Origin of the sequence: Paenarthrobacter sp. NPDC091711 (assembly GCF_044756605.1) — a bacterium.
Classification (GTDB): Bacteria; Actinomycetota; Actinomycetes; order Actinomycetales; family Micrococcaceae; genus Arthrobacter.
Genome location: NZ_JBIVTF010000001.1, coordinates 392,484 through 415,460 on the forward strand (window position 1 = coordinate 392,484; position 22,977 = coordinate 415,460).

23 protein-coding genes are annotated in these 22,977 nt (G+C 62.5%); 9 read left to right on the forward strand and 14 right to left on the reverse strand.

Annotated features, from left to right (window positions below; translation table 11 throughout):
- Window positions 1-58 precede the first annotated feature (58 nt).
- The 3 genes from ACIQH5_RS01835 to ACIQH5_RS01845 all read right to left on the reverse strand — a co-directional run bounded on the left by ACIQH5_RS01835 (window position 59) and on the right by ACIQH5_RS01845 (window position 2,182).
- A complete protein-coding gene (locus ACIQH5_RS01835; RefSeq protein WP_062069752.1) occupies window positions 59-280 on the reverse strand; it encodes a hypothetical protein in 222 nt (73 codons plus the stop codon).
- On the reverse strand, window positions 277-1,482 hold the full coding sequence (locus ACIQH5_RS01840; protein ID WP_062069754.1) for an inorganic phosphate transporter: 1,206 nt from the start codon (window positions 1,480-1,482) through the stop codon (window positions 277-279). Before ACIQH5_RS01840 ends, ACIQH5_RS01835 begins: the two co-directional genes overlap by 4 nt.
- A gap of 181 nt (window positions 1,483-1,663) precedes the next feature.
- The gene (locus ACIQH5_RS01845; RefSeq protein ID WP_400399742.1) at window positions 1,664-2,182 is read right to left on the reverse strand and encodes an HAD domain-containing protein; all 519 of its coding nucleotides are present in this window, start codon (window positions 2,180-2,182) and stop codon (window positions 1,664-1,666) included.
- A gap of 114 nt (window positions 2,183-2,296) precedes the next feature.
- Between ACIQH5_RS01845 and kynA the strand changes: the two genes are divergently transcribed.
- The 3 genes from kynA to ACIQH5_RS01860 are packed head-to-tail and all read left to right on the forward strand — an operon-like array spanning window position 2,297 to window position 5,364.
- Window positions 2,297-3,166, forward strand: a complete 870-nt coding sequence (kynA, locus tag ACIQH5_RS01850; RefSeq protein WP_400399744.1) for a tryptophan 2,3-dioxygenase — start codon at window positions 2,297-2,299, stop codon at window positions 3,164-3,166.
- A 46-nt stretch (window positions 3,167-3,212) separates the two neighbouring features.
- Entirely contained in the window at window positions 3,213-4,451 is a 1,239-nt protein-coding gene (gene kynU / locus ACIQH5_RS01855) for a kynureninase (protein ID WP_400399746.1), read from the forward strand.
- 7 nt (window positions 4,452-4,458) lie between these two features.
- The gene (locus ACIQH5_RS01860; RefSeq protein ID WP_400399747.1) at window positions 4,459-5,364 is read left to right on the forward strand and encodes a PaaX family transcriptional regulator C-terminal domain-containing protein; all 906 of its coding nucleotides are present in this window, start codon (window positions 4,459-4,461) and stop codon (window positions 5,362-5,364) included.
- Here ACIQH5_RS01860 and ACIQH5_RS01865 read toward each other — a convergent pair.
- From ACIQH5_RS01865 to ACIQH5_RS01890, 6 genes are all read right to left on the reverse strand, one after another.
- Window positions 5,361-6,704 carry an MFS transporter gene (locus ACIQH5_RS01865; protein ID WP_400399749.1) on the reverse strand — a complete coding sequence of 448 codons (1,344 nt, stop codon included), beginning with the start codon at window positions 6,702-6,704 and terminating at the stop codon, window positions 5,361-5,363. The two genes, ACIQH5_RS01860 and ACIQH5_RS01865, sit on opposite strands and share 4 nt — an antisense overlap.
- A 41-nt stretch (window positions 6,705-6,745) precedes the next feature.
- The gene (locus ACIQH5_RS01870; RefSeq protein WP_400399751.1) at window positions 6,746-7,036 is read right to left on the reverse strand and encodes a Dabb family protein; all 291 of its coding nucleotides are present in this window, start codon (window positions 7,034-7,036) and stop codon (window positions 6,746-6,748) included.
- Window positions 7,033-8,718 (reverse strand): FAD-dependent oxidoreductase, encoded by a 1,686-nt coding sequence (locus tag ACIQH5_RS01875; RefSeq protein ID WP_400399753.1) that lies wholly within the window; start codon window positions 8,716-8,718, stop codon window positions 7,033-7,035. Before ACIQH5_RS01875 ends, ACIQH5_RS01870 begins: the two co-directional genes overlap by 4 nt.
- Before the next feature lie 120 nt (window positions 8,719-8,838).
- Window positions 8,839-9,627 carry an SDR family NAD(P)-dependent oxidoreductase gene (locus tag ACIQH5_RS01880; protein WP_400399755.1) on the reverse strand — a complete coding sequence of 263 codons (789 nt, stop codon included), beginning with the start codon at window positions 9,625-9,627 and terminating at the stop codon, window positions 8,839-8,841.
- Between the two features lie 169 nt (window positions 9,628-9,796).
- On the reverse strand, window positions 9,797-10,591 hold the full coding sequence (locus ACIQH5_RS01885) for an IclR family transcriptional regulator (protein WP_400399757.1): 795 nt from the start codon (window positions 10,589-10,591) through the stop codon (window positions 9,797-9,799).
- A gap of 1 nt (window position 10,592) precedes the next feature.
- Window positions 10,593-11,324: a GntR family transcriptional regulator gene (locus tag ACIQH5_RS01890; protein ID WP_400399759.1), complete on the reverse strand. Its 732-nt coding sequence runs from the start codon at window positions 11,322-11,324 to the stop codon at window positions 10,593-10,595.
- 152 nt (window positions 11,325-11,476) lie between these two features.
- Here ACIQH5_RS01890 and ACIQH5_RS01895 point away from each other — a divergent pair, with 152 nt between their 5' ends.
- From ACIQH5_RS01895 to ACIQH5_RS01915, 5 genes are all read left to right on the forward strand, one after another.
- On the forward strand, window positions 11,477-12,400 hold the full coding sequence (locus ACIQH5_RS01895; protein WP_400399761.1) for an N-acetylglucosamine kinase: 924 nt from the start codon (window positions 11,477-11,479) through the stop codon (window positions 12,398-12,400).
- Window positions 12,401-12,494: 94 nt separating this feature from the next.
- A complete protein-coding gene (locus tag ACIQH5_RS01900; RefSeq protein ID WP_400400234.1) occupies window positions 12,495-13,721 on the forward strand; it encodes an outer membrane lipoprotein carrier protein LolA in 1,227 nt (408 codons plus the stop codon).
- On the forward strand, window positions 13,718-14,734 hold the full coding sequence (locus ACIQH5_RS01905) for an ABC transporter ATP-binding protein (RefSeq protein ID WP_400399763.1): 1,017 nt from the start codon (window positions 13,718-13,720) through the stop codon (window positions 14,732-14,734). Before ACIQH5_RS01900 ends, ACIQH5_RS01905 begins: the two co-directional genes overlap by 4 nt.
- Before the next feature lie 28 nt (window positions 14,735-14,762).
- Window positions 14,763-15,590: an ABC transporter permease gene (locus ACIQH5_RS01910; protein WP_400399765.1), complete on the forward strand. Its 828-nt coding sequence runs from the start codon at window positions 14,763-14,765 to the stop codon at window positions 15,588-15,590.
- Window positions 15,591-15,610: 20 nt separating this feature from the next.
- A complete protein-coding gene (locus tag ACIQH5_RS01915; protein ID WP_062069781.1) occupies window positions 15,611-16,231 on the forward strand; it encodes an L-threonylcarbamoyladenylate synthase in 621 nt (206 codons plus the stop codon).
- A 26-nt stretch (window positions 16,232-16,257) separates the two neighbouring features.
- Here ACIQH5_RS01915 and ACIQH5_RS01920 read toward each other — a convergent pair whose 3' ends face one another.
- Both ACIQH5_RS01920 and ligD read right to left on the reverse strand, forming a co-directional pair.
- Window positions 16,258-17,415 (reverse strand): serine hydrolase, encoded by a 1,158-nt coding sequence (locus ACIQH5_RS01920; protein ID WP_400399767.1) that lies wholly within the window; start codon window positions 17,413-17,415, stop codon window positions 16,258-16,260.
- Between the two features lie 26 nt (window positions 17,416-17,441).
- Window positions 17,442-18,467, reverse strand: a complete 1,026-nt coding sequence (gene ligD / locus ACIQH5_RS01925; protein WP_400399769.1) for a non-homologous end-joining DNA ligase — start codon at window positions 18,465-18,467, stop codon at window positions 17,442-17,444.
- Window positions 18,468-18,542: 75 nt separating this feature from the next.
- Here ligD and ACIQH5_RS01930 point away from each other — a divergent pair, with 75 nt between their 5' ends.
- Window positions 18,543-19,208, forward strand: coding sequence for an alpha/beta family hydrolase (locus ACIQH5_RS01930; RefSeq protein WP_400399771.1), 666 nt, complete (start codon window positions 18,543-18,545; stop codon window positions 19,206-19,208).
- Here the strand turns inward: ACIQH5_RS01930 and ACIQH5_RS01935 are convergent.
- From ACIQH5_RS01935 to ACIQH5_RS01945, 3 genes are all read right to left on the reverse strand, one after another.
- On the reverse strand, window positions 19,205-21,316 hold the full coding sequence (locus tag ACIQH5_RS01935) for an elongation factor G-like protein EF-G2 (RefSeq protein ID WP_400399773.1): 2,112 nt from the start codon (window positions 21,314-21,316) through the stop codon (window positions 19,205-19,207). The genes ACIQH5_RS01930 and ACIQH5_RS01935 overlap by 4 nt on opposite strands.
- A gap of 159 nt (window positions 21,317-21,475) precedes the next feature.
- Window positions 21,476-22,210, reverse strand: a complete 735-nt coding sequence (locus tag ACIQH5_RS01940) for a M50 family metallopeptidase (RefSeq protein ID WP_400399775.1) — start codon at window positions 22,208-22,210, stop codon at window positions 21,476-21,478.
- A 13-nt stretch (window positions 22,211-22,223) separates the two neighbouring features.
- Window positions 22,224-22,841, reverse strand: coding sequence for a TetR/AcrR family transcriptional regulator C-terminal domain-containing protein (locus ACIQH5_RS01945; RefSeq protein ID WP_400399777.1), 618 nt, complete (start codon window positions 22,839-22,841; stop codon window positions 22,224-22,226).
- Between the last annotated feature and the right edge of the window lie 136 nt (window positions 22,842-22,977).

Consider the following 22,977-nt stretch of genomic DNA (forward strand, 5'->3'; position numbering starts at 1 on the left):
ATGTGCATAACCACACTGCTGATTATTCTCCCCGGAAGACCTGACGGCCAGAAGAACGCTACTTTCCGAAGTAGGGCACAATCAGGTAGATGCCAAAGAGTACTGCGGCTGCGCAGACAGCAAAGCAGACATAGGCCAGGGAGCGCACCAAAACGGGCGACTTCTGCTGGGCATCACCAGCAATGGCCGTGAGGCGAACGCCCAACGAATAGAGCACCACCAAGGTCACTGCGGCCACGAGGGTGACTCCAGCCACTTGCAGCAATTCCAACCATTTCATCGCTGCACATCCTCGCTGGGGGTGGTCTTTCGGGATTTCTTCTTCTTGCGGAACCGCACGGCGTGGCCGGCTTCTTCAACTTCGACGGCGTTGTGGTGGCCAACGTGCGACTTGCGGGACACCACGAACATGAACAGGACCGCGGCAGTGCCCACCACTGCGGCGATGATGACGCCTACGACGCCGATGCTTACCAGGAGAGCCGTCAGCGCGCCGACGATGGCCGAGGCCGGCAGCGTGAACAACCAACCCAGGGCAATCTTGCCGGCCGTGCCCCAGCGGACAGACGTTCCCTTGCGGCCAAGGCCGGAGCCGATGACCGAGCCGGACGCTACCTGCGTGGTGGAAAGGGCAAAGCCCAAGTGGGATGAGGCGAGGATGGCCGAGGCGGTGCTGGTTTCAGCGGAGAAGCCCTGCGCCGGCTTGACCTCCGTGAGGCCTGAGCCCATGGTGCGGATGATGCGCCAGCCACCTGCGTAAGTACCGATGGCGATGGCGAAAGCACAAGCTGCGATAACCCAGAACTGCGGACCGCTGCCCGGAGCCTGCGTCCCGCCTGCAATGAGAACCAGGGTAATGATGCCCATGGTCTTCTGCGCGTCATTCGTTCCGTGTGCGAGGGCCACCAGGCTTGACGTGAAAATCTGTCCGGTGCGGAAGCCGCCACGTTTCTGCGTGAGTTTGTCGCCCGTTTCGGGATCGTGCCGCGAGGTCAGGGCGTAGGCGAGACGGGTACAGATGTACGCCACGAGACCAGCAATGAGCGGTGCGAAGATGGCTGGCAGGATGACCTTCTGCAGCACTGTCTCGAAGTTGATGGAGTGGAAGCCGATGCCCACCACTGCGGCGCCGATGAGGCCACCAAACAGGGCATGCGATGAACTTGACGGCAAGCCCTTGAGCCAGGTGATCATGTTCCAGAGAACAGCCCCCATGAGGCCGGCAAAAATGATGTCCGGCGTGATGTGGATACCGTCTGACCCTTCCCGGATCAGGCCACCGGAGATGGTCTTGGCCACTTCCGTGGACAGGAATGCGCCGACGAGGTTGAGCACGGCCGCCAGGGCGACAGCTGTTTTGGGCTTGATCGCCCCCGTTGCGATGGGCGTAGCCATCGCGTTGGCAGTGTCGTGAAACCCGTTGGTGAAGTCAAAGAATAGGGCCAACGCTATTACCAGCGCGACCATGAAGGTGATATCCACCTGTTGCCCAATCTGCAGAGTCGACGACGTTCAGCAGTTTCACTTCCCCATACCTGCCATCCACAGCATAGTTCAGCAAGTGTTCAACTGACTCGGCTTGCGATATTCACTCCGGCGGGCTTGAAACCTTAAGAATCCTACGTGCCTTCCGGTGAGCGGACAAACGTGCCGGGGCTCCGGTTCACCCCAGATAAGCCCTGACAGCCGCGAGGTCGCGACGGGAAAGACCCTTGCGGGGATCCGGTGAGATGCAAAGCACACGGTCCTGCTGGTATTCGGCCCAGGATCGGGCGTCTGACTCCTGGTTGAGTTGATCGTCAAGCCAAATGATTCGCTCGCTGCCGGCGCTTGCCAGATCCTTTTGGAGGGCCACCAACTTCCACCATTCAGGGCCCTCGTCCCAGCCCACGCTGGAGAGCACCGGCCAGTCTTGTCCGTTCAGGCCAATGGCTGGGCAGAGAAACTCCGGCGCGAGCCCTTCCCACGTGGTCAACCAAACAAACCGGGCATCGGGGTGACGGGCAAGGTCATTGAGTTCGGACACCGCCTCGGGAGCAAAAGCGACATCAAGAATTCCGGCGTCAGCAAAGGTCCACTCACTGCCCCAGTCGGTGGTTCCGCTGGGACTGAAGGGATTCACCACGCCGTCCACGTCGAGATAAATGGACACCGGCGCGACGGTGCTTCTGCTGGAATTCATGGCCACTCCCCCTTTGAGCTTCAGACTACGCGACAACTTTGCCGGTCACCGGAATCCGGAATTCGCCGAGAATCAATCTCTTGACGTGCGTCAGGTAAGTGATATTCTCGGAGCATGGAAAAGCCCACAGTCCATTCCGCCCAAAGCGTCCGTGACATCGAAGACACCGTCCGCACCGATTTTCGGCATGCAATGTCTTACGGCGGGTACCTGGACCTTGACCGCCTGCTCAGCTCCCAGCACCCCCTCAGCAAACCCGAACACCACGATGAGTTGCTGTTCATCATCCAGCACCAGACCAGTGAGCTCTGGCTGAAGCTCGTCCTGCATGAATTGCTGGAAGCCAGGCGGCTTTTCGACGCCGACAACCTGGGCAAGGCGCTCAAGTGCATCGCCCGCGTCAAGGCCATTCAACGAACCATGACCGAGCAATGGTCCGTCCTCGGAACTCTGACGCCCCGCGAATACGCCCAGTTCCGCGGCTTCCTGGGAAGCTCGTCCGGCTTCCAGTCGTATCAATACCGCGGCGTGGAATTTCTGTTGGGCAACAAGAACCGTGGGATGCTGCGCGTGTTTGAAAGCGAACCCGAAGCACACGCGTTGCTCAGCACGCTCCTGGAGGAGCCCACGTTGTACGACGCGTTCCTCAAAGTCCTGGCACGGGCCGGGTATGACATCCCTGCCGACATTCTGGACAGGGATACGAGCGAGCCGTGGACTTTCCGGAAAGACCTCGTGCCCATCTTCCAGAAGATCTACGAATCGGACGATACCCCTTGGGGCCTTTACGAGGCCTGCGAGGACCTGGTGGATATCGAGGACAACTTCCAAGCCTGGCGGTTCCGTCACCTCAGGACAGTCCAGCGCACCATCGGCTTCAAGGTAGGCACCGGCGGGTCTTCGGGAGTGGACTTCCTGAAGCGGGCCTTGGACCTCACGTTCTTCCCTGAGCTTTACGCCGTTCGTACCGAGATCGGCAACTAACCGCACCGCCCGGCACCCGCCGTCCACGACTTCCGAAGGAGAAACCATGACCACAGCGCAAAAGACCCAGAAGCCGACGTCGGCCGAGTTGGACGCTGCTGATCCCCTGGCCGCCCAACGTGATGCTTTCCACGCGCCCGAGGCTGATCAGCTCGTCTCATATTTGGATGGCAACTCTCTTGGCCGGCCGCTGAAGGTCACGGCCGGTAATTTGGCCTCATTCGTTCACGACGCCTGGGGCAGCCGCCTCATACGCGGGTGGGACGAACAATGGATGGACGAGCCCACCACGGTGGGAGACTGCATAGGTGAGGTGGCCCTGGGGGCCGCTCCGGGACAAACCACAGTAGGTGACTCCACCTCAGTGATGCTTTACAAGATGATCCGCGCAGCCGTGGATGCTCAGCCGGACCGCGACGAAATCATCATTGACCGCGACAACTTCCCCACGGACCGGTTCATCATCGAAGGCATCGCCAAGGAGCGCGGTGCCAGCATTACATGGATCGCTGCGAACCCTGCCAGTGGTGTCCGTGCCGAAGACCTGGATGGACTGCTGGGCGAGCGGACGGCCGTGGTGGTCCTCAGCCACGTGGCTTATCGCTCAGGGTTCCTGGCGGACGCCCAAGGAATCACAGCCAAAGTGCACCAGGCCGGTGCACTGATGTTGTGGGACCTGTGCCATTCCGTAGGTTCAGTGCCCATGGAACTTGACGAGTGGGGCGTGGACCTCGCCGTTGGTTGCACGTACAAATACCTCAACGGAGGGCCGGGCTCGCCCGCTTTCGCCTACGTCAACGCCTCGCAGCAGGCTCGTTTGCAGCAGCCCATTTGGGGTTGGATGGGTGCGGACAACCCGTTCGGAATGACGGACTCGTACAAGCCCGCGCAGGGCATACGCAGGTTCATCACCGGAACACCTCCGGTGCTGGCCATGCAGCCGATGAAGGACATGCTGGAACTGATCGCGTCAGTGGGAATGGATGCCGTGCGCGAGAAATCCATCAAGCTCACCGAATACGCGATCGCCCTGTCCGAGCAGTACCTGGTGCCCCTTGGCGCGGAGATCGTGAGTCCCCGGAATCCTGCCGAGCGTGGCTCACACATCACCGTGGACCACCCGCTCTTCGCCGACGTCACGTCCAAGCTTTGGGAAAAGGGTGTCATCCCGGACTTCCGTCCCCCGCACGGCCTTCGCATTGGCCTGTCACCCCTGAGCACAAGCTATGCCGAGGTTGAGCTGGGAGTCACGGCCATCCGAGACGCCCTCTCTGAACTGCTGTGAGCCGGAAATGAGTGCTGTCCTTGATGACATGGACTCCCGCCCCGGGAGTACAACGTCATTGCTTCGCACCGTCATCGGCCTGTATCTGCGCGATGCCGGGGGCTGGATGTCCACTAAGGACATCGTGACCCTCATGAAAGCCCTGGGCACATCCGGAACAGTAACCCGGACTGCCCTGGGCCGGCTCCGCAAGAAAGATGTGGTGCTGCAGGAATCCCGGGATGGCGTGCCCGGGTTCACGCTGACCGACGGCGCCGCAACCATGCTGGCTCGCGGCGACCGAAGGATCTACAACCCGCGGAGTATGTCCGAATCTGATCCGTGGTGCCTGATTTCCTTCTCCATCCCGGAGACGGAACGCGAGAAACGGCATCAGTTGCGTCGCAGGCTTCACTGGATTGGTTGCGGCACAGTGGCCGCCGGACTGTGGATCTGCCCCGATTCGCTGCGCGAGGAGGTGGAGGAGATTCTCGCAGATCTGGAGCTGCGGGCCATGGCCACCATCTTCATCACGGAAACTCCGCTGGTGGGCGGCAGCCTTCGGGACGCTGCATCCAGGTGGTGGGACTTGGACGCAGTAGCTGAACTGCACCGGGATTTCGTCCGTGAGCACGGGGCGGACAGTAGAACCGGGGCAGCCAATGGAAACGGGGCAGCCAGTGGAACCAGCTCGGATGTTCCGCTGCACGCCGCGCACTCTGTGGAGCCTTCTCCTGAGGCCTTCGCCGCCTACGTGCAGTGCATCGACCGATGGCGGATCATTCCGTACCTCGACCCCGGACTGCCGCCTGCATTCCTGCCTGCGGACTGGCCCGGGGCCGAAGGTACGGCCTTGTTCAGCCGGATAGTTGATGTCTACGCGGAACCGAGCGGGAAGTTTGTGCGCAACACGCTGCAGGCTCTTGGCGCCTAGCTCCCGTTCCTGGCTGCGATACCCCGCCAGTAGGGTTCCCCGAGATCTTCGATGGGCGTTTTTGCAGTCTCACGGGAGAGGAAGGCAGCTACACCTGCGATAACCATGCAGACGACGGCGAAGCAGGCTACTGGGAGCCATCCGTCGCTGCCTTTGCCGAGGAGCAACCCGGCGATCAAAGGCGCGAATCCGGCAACCACCAAGCCCAGCTGGTTGCCCAATGCCATTCCGGAATAGCGGACAGGGGCAGCAAAGAGTTCAGCGAAATAGGCGGGCCAGATCCCGTTGAAGCAGGAGTAGAGCAGCGTCATGTTGACGAACGCCGCGGCGAAGACCAAGAAGATGTTGCCGGTGGACAACGCCCCGAAGTAAGCGAAGATTGTCAGCGAACAGCCGATGGCCGCCGTCAGGAGCAGAGGCCGCCGGCCCACCCGGTCAGAGATCCTGGCCGTCAATGGCATCACAAACATGGACAGGCCGATTGCCACAGCATTGACGGTGAGAATCGAGGCTTTGTCGAATCCTGCGGCACCTGTGGCGTAGGACAGGCCGAAGACTGTGAAGATGGTTTGCATGACCGACATGATGGACATGCCAACTACCCGGACGACGTCTGCCGATTGAAAACGCAGGACCTCCCGGAGCGGCATGGGCGCAACTGATTTGCGCTCCTTTGCTCCCTCGAACACCGGTGTCTCGTTCAAGTGGGTCCGCACCCAGTAAGCGATGGCCAGGACCACGATCGAAAGCCAGAACGGTACACGCCAGCCCCAACTCATGAGTGCTTCAGTGGGAAGCGCGGCAACGGGAATGAAAACCAGCGTGGCCAGCACCATTCCTGAGGCGTACCCGGTCATGACAAAGCTGGTGAAGAATCCGCGACGACCCTCCGGAGAGTGTTCCAAGGTCAGCGTGGAGGCCCCCGCCGATTCGGCACCGGCGGAAAAGCCTTGCGCCAAGCGTCCGACCACCAGCAGGATGGGTGCCCAGACGCCGATCTGGCTGTACGTGGGCAGGAAGCCAATGCCCAGGGAAGCAAGACCCATGACGCTCAGCGTGATGAGCAGAATCTTCTTCCTGCCCAGTTTGTCGCCGAAATGGCCCATCACCAGTCCACCCACGGGACGGGCGACGTAGGCTACCCCAAAGGTAGCGAAGGCACCTATCAGCCCCACAGCGGGGTCATCCGAGGGGAAGAAGAGCGGGCCGAACACCAAGGCAGCGGCGGAGCCGTAGATGAAGAAGTCGTAATACTCGAGGGTGCTCCCCAGGAAGGAGGCCAGAGCGGCTTTTCCGGGGGTCTTGCGCAGCGTTGGGGGCTGCTGGATTGTGCTTGGCATGCGATTCTCCTTTGAATGGCGCAGGTTCGAAAGTTCCGAAGCTAAAGCGGAAAATCAACGGCGATGATCTGCTCGCTGTTGGGGAACGAGTATTTCTTGAGCGGTTCATGCAGCGGGTGTGTGTTGTAGACATCAAGGTCTTCCACAGCATTGAAGTCGGCCACGATCGCGTAATCGAAAGAACGATCATGCTGGAGCACATCCGCTCCATGCGTGAGGCTCAGGAGCCCCGGAATGTTGCCCTTCATCCGGTTCAAACCTTCGATCCATGCGGCCCTGTCCGCTGCCGGGAAATCCGGCTTGAATTTGAAAAGCACCGCGTGGCGGATCATGCGCCGGCTCCGGATTCAGCACCGGCTCCGGCACCTGCGAAGACTGCAGGGTCGTAGTCGGCCGCTTGCCCGGAAATCGTACGGCCGGCGAGGTACCCCATGGTCATGATGGGTCCCAGCGTGGCCCCGGCCCCCGGATAGCCGGCAGCGTAGGCATTCTCCGTGGTGTTTCCCGCGGCGAACAGCCCGGGAATTGCTTGTCCGTCCACATCCAGGACCCTGGCCGAACCATCGGTGGCAACTCCGCCATTACTGCCGAAGGCGCCGTTGACCACTTCCATGGCATAGAACGGTCCTGTCTGCAGCGGCCCGAGGGAAGGGTTGGGCCAAGGGCAGTCGTCGTCGCCCCAGTATTTGTCGTAGGCGCTTTCTCCCCGCCCAAAGTCAGGATCCTGACCTTTCACGGCGTACTCATTGAAGCGCTCTACCGTGGCCTGAAGGTTTGCGGCGGAGACGCCGATCTTCGCGGCGAGTTCTGTCATTGTGGGAGCTTCCACGAGGTAGTCCGGCGTCGGCTGACCCGCCCGGTGAGCGAGCACACCGTAGCGTTCCAAGTAGCTGTGATCGAACACGACGTGAGCCGGTGTGTTCAACGTTTGGTTGTGAGGCGAATCCCATGACTGCAGGCACCGCGCGAGGTCGTTGTAGTTCTGGGATTCGTTGGCGAAGCGGCGGCCATGGCGGTTCACCATGAGGGAGCCCGGACCTTGCCGCTCGAAGCGGAGGAGGGTTCCAATGGGTTGCCCGTCCCTGGTGTCTCCGGTGATGGCCATGGGCGCCCACCAGGCTTCCCGGGTACCGCGGGTTTGGGCACCGATTCGTTGGGCCATCTTCAGGCCATCGCCCGTATTCGATGGAGGCGAGCACATGATAAAAAGCCTTGAAGCCAACAACGAGTCCGCCAATGACTTGTCCCATTCGAAACCGCCCGTAGCGAGGACAACGCCGTCGTTGGCGTGGAACGTCTCGCCCGACTCGAGCTCGACGCCCACTACCCTGCCGCCGTCGTTCAGCAGCCGATGTCCGCGGGCACCAATCACCAACGCCGCGTCATCACGGACCAAGCTGGCCACAAGCATCGAAACCAGAGCCTGGCCCTTAGCCACGAGACCGTGCTCCTGGCGCTTGTTCAGCTCCTCCCAGGGGAACTTGGTAAAAGCGCCCCAGTTTTCATATTCCTGCATGGTGAAGGGGGCCCGGCCATCAGAGCGAACATGGACAGCGAGTTCCCCGAGTGCTTCACGGATGTTGAACAGCTCGGGCTCCACCGTCCTGCCGCCTTCCACAGAGCCGGGAAGGTCCTGACGGTAATCCGGGAAATTGTCCAGGAAGATGAAACGTACACCGCATTGGTCTTCGGTGAATTGCAGCATGGCGTCGCCGTAATTCAGCGCGGCGTCCAGCAGTTCTTCACGGCTCCGGCCGCGTGCCACGGCCCGAACATACTCAGCAGCCGCCTCCTTGGAGTCGCTCAGCCCCGCTTCGCGGGCATGGTGGTTGTCGGCCACCCAGAGCATGCCGCCGGACACGGCAGTCGTGCCGCCCAGCAGCTCGGTCTTTTCAAGCACGACGACGGACTTGCCGGCCCGCGCGGCCGTCGCCGCTGCCGTCAGTGCGCCTGCGCCGGAACCGACAACTACGACATCGTAGGTATCTGTTGGTGTTCCGTTGATGAATTTCATGGTGGTACCTCTCGACTGTGGAACGTGGTCACTCAAAGAATCTGGAGTTCCGGGGTGACGGGGGTTTGTCGGCGATGTTGGCCAGTGATATTTGTTGGTGTTGTTTGTCAGCGATGCTGATCAAACCGCCGTGTAGCCGCCGTCGATGACAAGCTCTGAACCCGTGGTGAACCGAGACTCGTCGGAGGCAAGGTAGAGGACCCCGTACGCGATCTCGTCCGGTTCGCCCTGCCGGGGAAGCGGGTTTCCACCCACCAATTGCTGGTAATAGGCCTCCGCACCGATGTCCGACTGCTCGGCCGAGCGGCGGCTCATACGGGTATTCATCGATCCGGGATGGATGGAGTTCACCCTGACACCGTGGACCCCGTAGCTTGCCGCATCAGACTTGCTGAGGAGCCGGACCGCGCCCTTGGTGGCATGGTAGAGGGGCACGTTGCGTCCGCCGGTCAACCCATGGATCGAGGAAAAGTTGATGATGCTGCCTGACTCCTGACGAATCATTCCGGGAACGACATGCTTGGTCATGAGCCACACGCCCTTGACGTTGACATCGAAGATGAGGTTGAAGTCGTCCACTGTGGCAGTGTGGCTGGCTCCCGCCGCGCCGATGATTCCTGCTGCATTGACCAGGACATCCGGGGTACCGAGCTCCGCACCAACCCTGTGGATTGCCTCGGCCACACTGGCTTCATCAGTGACATCGACGTCATACTCGGTGATGCCGGGGTGGCTGCTGGGAGCGGGCGCTCCCGCCCGGTCAAGGCTGGCGACCGTTGCTCCGTGATCGGCGAGCAACCTGGCCGTTGCGCTGCCGAGGTCTCCCCTGCCTCCAGTGACTATGGCAACCTTGCCAGCCACCCTCCCGGCCTTGGATTCATTACCTGCCTGCATTGCTGTTTCCACCACAACTCCTCCTGCCGCTGCATTGCGGCTGCTGAAACCTCAGTTGGATGCAGGGCAGCACGGAATGGACCCACAAGGGCCGAAATGTGTGGTGACCGGGCGAGTTGCCCTGCTTGGTTCCACTCTGCCAGCGGGCTGTGAGTGGAACCACAGCGTTACCGATGAACGGGAATCAGAAGTTTCCGTTGCTTTGTCGGAGCGCACCTTTGAGTTCTCCGCGCCAACCCAGCGCGCGGGAAATTCCCCGCGCTGCTGTCATCAACACGGGCACGCGGGTGGCCGGGCTCTCCTCGTTCCGTGGAACCACCACGCTGAGCGCGGCCACCACGGTATTTGCCCGGCCGAAGACGGGCACTGCAATCCCACTGGATTCAGGAACGATGATTCCGGGCATGGAGGCGAACCCGCGTTGGCGGATGCCTGCCAAGTGGCGTCGGAGTTCCGTGGGTTCGGTCAGCGTCGCGTCAGTGAACTTTTCCAGCGTCCGGGACAAAAACAAGTCCTGGTAGGCAGGCGGGGAATAAGCCAGCAGCACCAGCCCCGAGGACGTTCCATGGACCGGCAGCCGGCCAGCTACCTTGGTGATGTCCACCATGGAATCCCCGGAACCGATTCGCTCTATGTAGAGGACTTCATCGGAATCCAGGATCCCCAAGGTGGTGGAGTGCTGCACCACCGATTGGACGTCCTCCATGAACGGCAAGGCAGCCTCGCGGAGGCCAACCATGCGGGAGCTCCTGGATACCAGCTCCCACAAACGGGTGCCGACCCGAACCTCGGCGTTGGGCTCCCGTTCCAGCAAGCCCTCACCCAAGAGCTCGTCCACCAAGCGGTAAGTGGTGGTCACGGGCAATCCGGAACGCCGGGCCAACGCGGCGACGCTCATAGTGCGGTGAGCATCGTCGAATGCTCCTACCAGGCGGACCACCCGGCGGATAACGGACTCACCCGAGGACGAGTTGGCCACCTCAGTTCCCGGACTTCACGCGGGAAACGAACCGGAACCTGTCGCCGCGGAAGGTGCTCCGGGTCCACTCCACCGGCGTGCCACCAGCATCCCGTGCCAAGCGGTGTACCACCAGCAGGGGTGCGCCCATCTCGATTCCCAACAGCCTGACATCAGCCGGACCGGCGAGTGCAGTCTCCACCGTGTCCTCAACGTCGGCTATCCGGATCCCGTAGTCCTCGGCCAGGACCGCATACAGTGAGCCCGCCTTGGTCAGCTTGGACTTGAACCGGGGCAGCTTGCCGGGAAGCCAGGCTGTCTCGTGGGCCAACGGCTCCCCCTCAATCAGGCGAATCCGCTCCAGACGGGTGACCGGATTACCTTGATCCAACTCCAGATGCGCAGAAACTTCAGCATCAGAACCCACGACGTCAAGGGCAAGCACCGTGGAGTCAGACCGCAGGCCTTGGGACCGGGCGTCATCGGAGAAGGAGGTCAGCTGCCGGACATGAGTCACCTTAGGAGGCGCAACGAACGTTCCGTGGCCCTGGATGCGGCCCAGCTTCCCCTCGGCCACGAGCTCGCTGATGGCCTGCCTGACCGTGGTCCGGGATGTCGCATACTTTTCCGCCAGGGCACGCTCGGTGGGAATGAGGGTGCCCGGCCGGAGGTTTGCTATGAGCCCTAATACCTCAGTCTTGAGGAGGTAGTACTTGGGCGTTGCTTGCGCGACATCGCTGGACATAGTGGACATCCTACTTATGGACAACACCATTGGTCTATGCCAATGTTGATCCCGTTGGTCTGCATCAATGAGGTGGCTATCCTCGGGTTGATGTTTGTCCAAAATCCCGCACTCGAAACGAAGGGCCGTCAGGTGGAGGAAATACAGCGAATGAGCAGTGAATGGGCGGAAATCCTGTGACTCCCGCCGTTCTTGGCCTTCACATTGGCGGATCCAAGACGCACGCCGTCCGCTCTGACGCAGCACAGGGCGACACAGGCACTCGAGCCGGTGGCGGCGTCGAAATCACCGAAGCCAGCGCCAACCTGTCCTCCGTAGGGCACCAAGGAGCCGACGCCGTACTGCGGAGGATCGCTGCAAGCGTGGGCGACGGAATTGAAGCCGTATGTGCCGGAGCCGCCGGAGCAGATACCCCGGCGAGCCGTGCTGTCCTGTCCGCCCTGCTAACGGAACATTTCCCCGGCGCCAGGATCGACGTCGTCCATGACACCAGAATCGTTTTGGCAGCAGCCGGGCTCGACGTCGGAGCTGTGGTGGTTGCCGGGACCGGCTCGGTGGCGTGGGGCCGGAACCACGAAGGGCAGGAAGCCCGCAGCGGAGGCTACGGGTACCTGCTGGGCGATGAGGGCGGTGGCTATTCGGTGGTGCGCGACGCCGTCCGGGAGGCTTTGCGCGAGTATTATGCCGGGCTGGAACCAGGCACCTTGGTCCGTGCCCTGATGGCGGCGACAGCGAGCGTCGACGCTTTGCAGCTCATGGACTCTTTCTATGCCAAACCCGAACCCGACCATTGGGCCGGGTTGGCTCCCCTGGTGTTGGATTTGGCGGCGGAGGGCGATCCGGCGGCCTTGCGTATTCAGGCGGAGGCCGCGCATTCGTTGGCGACGCTCGCACGCCAAGTCCTGGGCGAGCTGGGCCTGGACCTCCCGTTGGTGATGGCCGGTGCCCTGTTGGTGAATCAGAGCCAGCTGGCCGGTGCCGTGGCCCGCAAGGTTTCCGTTGAGGATCCGTCCTCGATCAGGATCCTGGCGCAGCCTCCTGTTCATGGCGCGGTGGAACTGGCCCGCCAGCTCATTCGGGACTGAGCCAGCTGACACACGGGTAAATCTGACCACGTGATCGCTTCGGCCAACCGGAGTAGTCTGGACTCATGCCTCTCACGATCGGTGGTTGGTAACAATGACGCGGGCCCGGCAGCGGTGGCTGCCAGCTCTCTTGCTTCCCCTTGCCTTGGCCATTGCCGTGGTGCTTGGCTCAGTCCAAGCCGGCGCCAGCGTTTCTCTCCCGCCCAAGAGCGCTGAAGAAATCCTTGCCATGATTGCGCGCACCCAGGTGCGGGCATTGTCCGGAACCATTGAGCAGAAAGCCGAGCTCGGTCTTCCCGAGCTACCTACGTCTGGCGCGGGCGCGGTCCCGGGTGCTGCCTCTGCCTTGGAGTTCCTCACTGGATCCCACACAGCCAGGGTCTACGTGGATGGTCCCCTGAAGGCGCGTCTGCAAATCCTTGACCAGATGGCCGAACGCGACGTTGTCATCAACGGCGGCGACGTTTGGTTGTACAACTCGAAGGAAAACAGCGCCACACATCTGACCGTGCCGGCGCCGTCACTGGCTGACCTTGAGAACTCCCTGCCCACCAGGCCGACGCCCGGGATGTTTGCGTCGGATATGCCTGAACCAGAGATGCTTCCAACAGACATGCCTGCACCAGCCAATCCCGAGCGGGATATGCCGACCCCCGAAGCCATGGCCAGCCGCTTCCTTGCAGCCGTCGATGCCACCACGGAGGTCACGGTTGCGGAGGCTTCATCGGTGGCCGGCCGAAGCGTCTACTCTTTGGTCCTCAACCCGCGCAGTACCGAAACCCTGGTCGATTCGGTGACCATCGACGTCGACTCCGAAACGGGCCTGCCCTTGGGTGTCGAGGTGCGGGCCACAGGCCAGGCCGAACCCGCCTACTCACTTGCCTACACGCAACTGGACCTGTCCAAGCCGGACGCGGCACTCTTCAACTTCACCCCGCCGCCGGGAGCAACAGTTACTGAACAGGTACTGCCAGCCAAGCCTGTGCCGACCATGACCCAGCCGTCCACGCCGGCACCTGATGCGCCGGCTCCGGCCCCGGATGCCACCACTCCGGAAGACCAAGCCGTCCCGGGCCATGGTTCCCGCAGCCACGGGGCGACCGTCACGGGCCAGGGTTGGGATTCCGTGATTGCCTTGCCCGCTGGTGCTGCTCCGACGGAGTTCGCGTCCAATCCCCTACTGTCCCAAGCCCTGCAGCCTGTTGACGGCGGCCGGGCGTTGACGACGTCGCTGGTGAGCGTGTTGATACTCGACGACGGCCGCGTCTTTGCCGGCATGGTGCCTTTGGAACGGCTCCAGTCAGCCGCAGCCGCCCAGTGAACGAATCCCGGACGGCCGCCTCTGTTGGTGCAATTGAGCGTGCGGCTCCCGTCCGGTCTTCCGATCTAGTCATAGAAACCCATGGCCTGGTGAAGCGCTTCGGTCGCAGGTCCGCCGTGGACGGTATAGACCTCGCGGTGCCCCGCGGCTCGGTGTTCGGTTTCCTGGGACCGAATGGTTCGGGGAAGACCACCACTATCAGGGTGCTGCTGGGTCTTGCTTCGGCGAACAGCGGGGACATCCGCGTTCTGGGCAAGGAGATGCCCCAAGCTTTGGCTTCTGTACTGCCGGATGTTGGCGCTTTGGTGGAGGGGCCGGGCTTCTATCCCTTCCTGTCGGGCACGGGCAACCTGATGCGCTTGGATGCCGCCGACCCCCATGCTTCCTCGTCCACCAGGCGGCGGCGCGTTCACGACGCCCTTGAAAGGGTGGGTCTGAGCCACGCGGCCGGTAAGAAGGTCCGGGCCTACTCTTTGGGCATGAAGCAACGCCTCGGCCTGGCCAACGCAATGCTCAGGCCGCGGGAGCTTCTGGTTCTGGACGAACCAACCAATGGCCTGGACCCCCAAGGCACCCGTGAAGTCCGCAACCTGGTTCGCTCCCTCGCCGCCGGCGGAACCACCGTCTTCGTCTCCAGCCACTTGCTCGCCGAGGTGGAACAGATGTGTTCCCATGTGGGCGTGATGAGCGCCGGCCGGCTGGTGGCACAGGGGCCGATTGAGGAGCTGAGGTCCGCCGGACAGGCTCACGTGGTGGTTCAAACGCCCGACGTCGACTTGGCGTCACGGGTGTTGACGCGCCTTGGACTGGTTCCCGCCGAAGCGCCCGCTACGGGCGGCCCATGGGGAACCCCTGCTGTGGTGGGCACCGGGATCAATGGCCGGGTTCCCGAGTCGATTGTGGCCGCATTGGTTGCTGAGGGCGTCCGTGTCCGCGGATTCACTGTGGAGAACGCGAGCCTGGAAGAGCGTTTCGTGTCCCTGACCGGGGAGGGGTTCGACGTTGTCGGCTAAAACCGCTGGTCCTTCCCGGGAGAACGCCGTGCATCCCGGGATCGGATGGGCGCTCCTGGGCTCGGAGTTGTCCGTACTCTTCCGTCGGCTCCGAACGTGGGCAATGCTGATCGCCCTCGCAGCCGTGCCCATCCTTATCGCCGTGGCTGTCAAGCTATCTTCACGGCCCACCGCCCCGGGGCGCGGCCCACTTTTCCTGGACCGCATCACCCAGAACGGCCTGTTCGTAGCCGTCACTGCATTGGTGGTGTGTGTCCCTCTTTTTCTGCCGCTCACAGTTGGGGTGGTAGCCGGAGACACCATTGCCGGGGAGGCGAACCTGGGAACCTTGCGGTACCTGTTGATCGCGCCCGCAGGGCGGATACGCCTGCTGCTCGTGAAGTATGCCGGGGCCGTCGCCTTCTGTTTCGCCGCTACCGCCACCGTGGCAGCGTCCGGTGCCTTGGCCGGCGTCGTGCTCTTTCCTGTAGGTCCGGTCACTTTGCTGTCCGGGGACACCATCAGCGTCGGCGAATCGGCGTTGAGATCCTTGCTGATCGCCGCCTACATCACGGTGTCCCTCCTGGGACTCTCCGCCATCGGCCTGTTGATCTCCACCTTCACGGACGTTCCTGTGGGAGCCATGGCAGCAACCATTGTGCTCTCTGTGGTGTCGCAGGTGCTGGACAACCTGCCTCAGCTGGAGTGGCTGCATCCGTGGCTGTTCAGCCACCACTGGCTGAACTTCGCGGACCTGTTGCGCCAACCCATCTCATGGACGTCATTCGGTGAGAACGCGCTCCTCCAAGCAGGGTACATCGCGGTGTGCGGCGCGCTGGCTTACGCAAAATTCTCCAACAAGGACGTCTTGTCATAGCTTTGTCGTAGGCTCTTCCCATGGCCAGATTCTTTGACGTGCACCCAGAAGATCCCCAACCACGCGCCATCGGCCAAGTGGTGAACATGCTCCAAGGCGGCGGCCTGATCGCCTACCCTACCGACTCCTGCTACGCGCTTGGCGCACAGATCGGCAACAGGGAAGCACTGGACCGCATCAGGTCCATCAGGCATTTGGACGACAAACACCATTTCACCCTGGTGTGCAAGGACTTTGCCCAGATGGGTCAGTTCGTGATGTTGGACAACGACATCTTCAGGAGCATCAAGGCTGTTACCCCAGGCAGCTACACGTTCATCCTCCCCGCCACCCGGGAAGTTCCCAAGCGCCTCCTGCACCCCAAGAAAAAGACCGTGGGTGTGCGCATCCCGGATCATCGGGTGGTCCAGGCGCTCTTGGCCGAGCTGGGCGAACCACTGCTCTCCAGCACCCTCCTGCTGCCGGACGAGGAAGAACCGTTGACCCAGGGCTGGGAGATCAAGGAACGGCTGGACAATCAGGTGGATGGCGTCATTGATGCCGGCGACACCGGCTCTGAACCCACCACCGTGATCGACTTCTCCAGCGGGGTGGCTGAAGTTGTCCGCTACGGGACGGGCGATCCCTCACGGTTCGAATAGAATCCGGAGGTTCCTGTTGTGGCCCTTCACCGAAACTGGAACCGACACCCCGAATTCAGCGCTACCTGCGCGACGCCCGTCATCTCCAGCGCCAGAGCTGAGGGCTGGGAGGACACCGGCTGCGGCGGGTATGCCATGAAAATGGACAGTTGGCGGTTACCGTCGGCGCTGCTGATGGAAATGGACCCGTACCCGGGAATGTCTCCGGCGTGGCCGTAGTAGGAACCGTTGGTGCAACGGTCATCCCAGTGGTCCAGGCCAAGGCCATAGTCGGCAAAAACCGTCCCCTTCATGGCGATAAGGCTCGCCGGGGATATCACTTGGCCCCTGAGCAGCGCGGCGTGGAACACGGAGATGTCCTCAACGGAAGACACCAACCCCCCTGCGGCGATCCCGTCAGGGATTCCGGTGCCGGCAACGTCTACGGTTTCGCCGTCAAGCTGGACGTATCCGTGGATGAGGTCATCGGGGGCTGCGGTGTTTGCAGCCAGTAACTGCGTGGAACGGAGGTTCAGGGGCGTCAGGACGTCGGTTCGCAGGACAGCCTCCAATGGCGCACCCCGAAGCTGCTCCACCACCCGGGCGAGCAATGACCAGGCGTCTGACCGTGCCGCTGCAGGCACGTCAGCAGGCACGTCCCTTGCCTCGCCAAGGAGCTCCCGGATGGTCACCGGACTACCTGCCGTGAGAGATCCCGGAAGATAGGCAGCAACGGGGTCATCCAATCCCAGACGGCCCTCCTCCACGAGCTTCATGACGGACACAGCCAAGAATGACCGGTACTGCTCGCCCACAGGGAAACGATCGCCCGGTTGGGCGGGCACGCGTCTGTCGCGGCTTCGCACTCCCTCCGCGAGGGTCCACACCTGCTGGCCGACCTTCGCTTTGATGAGGACAGCCGATGCTCCTTCTTCGAGCTTTTCCCGCGAGAAGAGCTCAAGAGTGGCACGGAGCTCCTGGAACGCAGGTGTGACTGCGTCACTCTCTGTAGGCACCGGCGCGGGCGCCAGCGTGGGCCCGGCCGGAGGGCCCGTCGTCGAAGGTTGGGCTGTTGGTGCCGGCGGGGTCTTCACCTCAGTGGTGGGCTGAGCCGGCAGTGGTTCGGGGGTTGGCGTGCACCCGCCGAGGAACAGGCCGCAGGCGAGCACGGTGATGAGACTGCCTTTAGCTGGACGTCGTGGCACGTGCCCTCCCGGTTCACTTTTCCGGCTTACTCCTCCGGCTTGCGTGCCCGGCTCGGCTGAACACGCATGGGTTCGCCCGGCATCTTGGGGAATTCCGGAGGGAAGGGCATTTCGCCCTGACCGTTCTTGACGTCGCGCTCCCACCACTTCAGCAGGACATCGATGTCACCGGGATGATCGTGCATGGAAGCCCAAGGGTCCCCTATTTTGGCCAGGCGGTCCGGGACTGTGGTGATGGTGTATTTCGCAGGATCGGCGTTCTCCAGTTCGTCCCACGTCAAGGGGCAGGAGACCTGGGCCGTGGGCACGGCGCGGGGACTGTATGCTCCAGCAATGGTGCGGTCCCTGTTGGCCTGGTTGAAGTCCACGAAGATTCTGGTTCCGCGTTCTTCCTTCCACCAGGCGGTGGTGACTTTTTCCGGCATGCGGCGCTCCAGCTCACGGCCAACGGCAATAACGGCGTGCCGTACGTCGAGGAACTCGTGCTTCGGGTGGATCGGCGCATACACGTGGAGCCCGCGGTTGCCGGAGGTTTTGATGAACGCCACGAGTCCGGCTTCTTCCAGCACCGAGCGCAGTTCCAGTGCCGCCGGGATGGCGTCGTCGAAGTCCGTGCCAGGTTGGGGGTCCAGATCGATCCTGAGCTGATCAGGATTATCGGGATCGTTCGCCCGGGAAGCCCAGGGGTGGAAGACCACCGTGTTCATCTGAGCGGCCCACACTGCAGCCGCCGGCTCGTCCACTACCAACTGGGGATGTGACCGCGCGCTGGGGTAGGTCACAGGCACGGACCGGACATACTCCGGTGCCCCTTTGGGTGGATTCTTGGAGAAGAACATCTCGCCTTCAATGTTGCCGGAGTATCGCTGAAGGCTGATCGGACGGTTCCCGTTGGCAGTCACAAAAGCCTCGCCGACGTCAATGAGGTAGTTGGCCAGGTCCAGCTTGGTCAGTCCCGCCTCAGGCCACATCACCCGGCTTGGACTCGAAATCCTTACCTCGCGTGGGCCGTGGGGACCAGGGACAGTAACGGTGGTTGCTTCGCTCGCCATGGCCACAAGCTACCCCGTTTAAGCCGTGCGCGTCAGCATCCAGCGGGTTTTGATGTGGTGGGCAATGATGGATGCATGCCAAACACTGAAACATCCGTGACCATCGCTGTCGGTGAAACTGAAGTATCTGCCCTCCATATCCGCCCCGAAAAGCCCTTCGCCACCCTGGTGGTGGCCCACGGAGCCGGTGCGGGAATGGAGCACCCGTTCCTGCAGGGCTTCGCTGAGGCGATGGCCGGCGAAGGTGTGGCCACGTTGCGCTTCAACTTCCCGTACCGGGAGGCTGGCCGCCGTTTTCCGGATCGTCCGCCGCTGGCTATCGCCACGTGGAGGGCAGTGATGGACACAGCAACTGGACTCAGCGAAGGAGAGCCCTTGTGGGCGGCTGGTAAGTCCTTTGGTGGACGCATGGCCTCCATGGCGGTGGCCGAGGGCATGCCCGCACATGGTTTGGTGTACCTGGGGTACCCGCTTCACGCCCCCGGCAAGCCGGAGAAACTGAGGGATGAGCATCTCTATGGCGTCACGGTACCGATGCTCTTCCTCCAAGGCACCCGCGATACTTTCGCGACGCCGGAACTTCTGGAGGCGGTGGTGGCGAAGATTGGCCCGACGGCGACGCTCCAGTGGGCAGAGGGTGGTGACCATTCGTTCGCAGTCAAGGGGGTGAAGCGTAGCGCGGCCGAGGTAGGGGCGTCCCTTGCGCCGGCGGTTGCCGCCTTCCTCCGGTCAAACGGCTAGACCTGCTTCGGCAGGGGTTCGTGGCGCAGGAAGGACCGGCGGAAACGCCCCGTTCCTGCCGTGAGGGCGCGGAGTTCAATGGCGTACCGCAGGAGCTCCTGGTCCGGTACTTCGGCGCTGATTTCGGTTCCCTCTCCGTCCGCGGCGGTGGTGCCGGTAACGCGGCCCCGGCGTCCTGAAAGATCGCTCATCACCGCGCCAACGTAATCGTCGGGAACGCTGATGGAAACGGATGAGACGGGCTCCAGCAGCTGGATTTTGGCTGTTGCCGCAGCTTCCCTCAGTGCCAGGGCGCCGGCAGCCTGGAAGGCTGCGTCGGACGAGTCAACGCTGTGGGTTTTTCCGCCCACAAGTGTCACCTTGATGTCCACTACCGGGAAACCAGCCGACACGCCTTTGAGCATTTGGGAACGGACACCTTTCTCCACGGACGTGACAAACGTCCCGGGAATAGCGCCGCCCACGATTTTGTCCGCGAACACGAAACCCTCCCCGCGGGCCAAGGGCTCCACCTCGATGTCGCAGATGGCGAATTGCCCGTGCCCACCGGATTGTTTGACGTGACGTCCATGCCCGGTGGCTTTGCTGGCGAAGGTCTCCCGGAGCGGAGTGATGACGTCCACGGTCTGAAGCTTGACGCCTTGGCTGCGGAGCCTGTCCAGGACCACTTCGGCGTGGGCTTCTCCCATGCACCACAGGATGAGCTGGTGTGTGTCCTGATTGCGCTCCAAACGGAGAGTGGGGTCGGCAGCGGCCACCTTGCCAATGCTCTTGGCGAGCGCGTCCTCATCACTGCGCGATGCCCCTTCAATGGCTACCGGCATCAAGGGCTCGGGCATGTTCCAGGTCTCGATCAGCAGCGGCGCCTCACGGCCGGAGACGGTGTCCCCCGTTTCGGCGCTGGCCAGCTTGCTGATGGCGCAGATGTCGCCGGCAATGCACTGAGGGACCGCTTTGAGACTGGAGCCCACTGGAGAGTAGAGATGTGTGACGCGTTCATCGGCGTCGTGATCCTCGTGCCCCCTGTCCGCCAAGCCCCTTCCGCCGATGTGGATCGAGGAATCTTCCCTCAGGGTTCCGGAAAAGACCCTGACCAAACACACACGGCCGAGGAAAGGATCTACGGTGGTCCGCACTACCTCAGCGGCCAGGCGACCGGCGGGATCGCACTTCAGGGGCTTCAATGACGAACCGTCGGGGTTCATGACCGAGGGAGCGATCCGTTCCAACGGTGATGGCAGAGCTTCGGTCAGCAGTGCCATGAGTTCAGGAAGGCCAAGACCGGTTTCGGCCGAAGCGGGCACCACGGGGAAGAAGCTGCCCTGCGCCACCGCCGTTTCAAGGTCGGTGATCAGGTCCGCAAGTGGCAGTTCTTCGCCGCCAAGGTAGCGGTCCATGAGGGTTTCGTCTTCGCTCTCAGCGATGATTCCTTCGATCAAGGCTCCTCTGGCTGCTTCCAGGTCCCGGGCTGGCGTCAGGTCCTCGGGCCCAGTGCCGTGGAGGACACCGATGAGGCCGGCGTTGCCTACAGCCGGGAGGTACAGCGGGAGAACTGATTCACCAAACGCTTCCTGGCAGCGCACGACGGCGGCACTGAAGTCAGCGCGCGGATGGTCCAGTTTGCTGACGACCACTGCCCGCGGGAGCCGGATCTTTGCGCACTCGCTCCACAACGCCACGGTGGCAGCGTCGATGCCGTCTGCGGCCGACACAACAAAAAGGGCCGCATCGGCGGCCCTCAAACCAGCGCGCAGTTCGCCGGTGAAGTCGGTGTAGCCGGGGGTGTCGATGAGGTTGACCTTGATGTCACCTACCAGGATGGGGGCCACGGACAACGTGACCGATCGTTGCTGATGGATCGCGGAGGGGTCCGAATCGCTGACGGTGGTGCCTTCGCTGATGGAGCCCATCCTGGTGATGGCACCGGTGGCGGCCAGCAGGGCTTCCACGAGCGTTGATTTACCCACACCCGAATGCCCCACGAGTGCCACATTCCGGATTTTTGCTGGATCGCTCGCCGCCAAGACAGCGCCGTTGTTGCCGCGTCCAGCATCCGTGGCGCCGGCTCCTGGCCCCCTGACCGTTTCGCGCGTGCCCTTCGCGGACATGGGCACCTCCTGGTCTTGTATCCCGGCACGAAGTCCGAACACCTCCCGTTCGAACGTTAAGAAGGATTGGACACCCTGAAGCGACCACAGGGCAAGGCCTCGCAGGCACGAAGACCGGATAACCGCCGTCGGGCGCCTTTATGGCGTTCACTCACCGGGCTAAACGGTGAGCATCCCCCATAGCAACCAGGCTGACGCCACAGAGCACCCGATGATCACTTCTGTGAATCCGGTCAGCCATACGAACGCCGGGACTCCCGTGGTGCGGCCCAGGATGAAGGCGTCAGAAGCCTGCAGGCGATCGCGGCGTCTGGTGTGGACGCCAGCGAGTTTGAACAGATCCCTGACGCCGCCCACGGACAGTGCCACACCGAGCGCCAACACCACGTAGTTGACCGCGGTGGGCGTCGCGAACAGGATCAGGAGCTGGGCAATGGCTGCGCTCAACACCGCCACAAGGATCCCGGTGAGGTTCCTCAGGAAGATGAGCGAGACGAGCAGGATCAAAGCCCCGACGGACATTGCTGCGCCGGACCGGCCTGCCGCAAAAGCCGCGATCAAGCACAAACCGACCACCGCCGGCGCCGGATAGCCCCAGAAGCCGGACCACGCTGCCCCGAAGGCGCTCCGACCGCTGCTGACGAGGCGGCCCGAATGGTCCAGCCCGATCCGAAGCCCGTGGACGAAGCGCCCCGTCATCAGGGCGGCGTAGGCATGTCCGAGTTCGTGGACGAACGTCACGTACAAGCCGAACCACCGCCATGTGGCACGCGGGATGCTCAGGACAACGGCGCAGGCAAGGATGCCCAGCAGGGCGGGTAAAGGCACAGCTGTGGTATGGACGTCTGTGAAGCCCCGGGTCACCGCGGCCCACCAACCTTGGATGACGTTCACAGGACTGCCAGCCTCACAGGATGCTCGGCTGCAGCCGGGAATGCAGTCCGGCGATAAGGATCTCAAGGCCAAAATCAAAGGCCGCCTCGCCTCGCTCCGCTGCAGGACCCGCTTGGGACAGGGCATCAGTGAGGGCAGGGTAACCCTGAGCGGGTGGCGCCCAGACGACGTCGGGAGCTGCCAGATCCAACGCGAAGCCCAAGGCGAAGCTGTCAATGGTGGAGATCGCGGACATCACGTCCCGCCCGCGGAAACCTGCGGCTTCGAGGGCCAGAGCCAGGTTCTCGTAGAGGGCCATGACTTGGGCATCCTGCACAGTTTGGAGTACCAGCAGAGGTGCGAGTTTGGGGTGACGGGCGAAGGCATCCCTGTAACTTCGGACAATGGCCCGGAGGGATGCTTCCCAATCCTGCTCATCCTCCAGGACATAGGGGCTCTCGGAGATGATCCGGCCGCGCATGAGCTCGAGAATCTCCTCCCGCCCGCTGACATGGTTGTAGATGGATGACTGGCTGACGCCGATCCGCTTGGCCAGTTTGGGCAGGCTGAAGTCTCCTGCCTCGTCCACCAGCTCAAGGGCAGCGGTGACGAGAGCATCGATGGATATCAGCGGGACCAGCGGGCGTGCCATACGGGTGTCTCCATTCAAGGTTGTAGTTACGACTCTAGCCAGAACTTTGCTTCGAGGTATTGTGCCCGGGGTCACAAGGACCTACGATAAACGAAAGCCTTTCGCTTAACGTCTGGCTCCCCAGTGAATTTCCCTC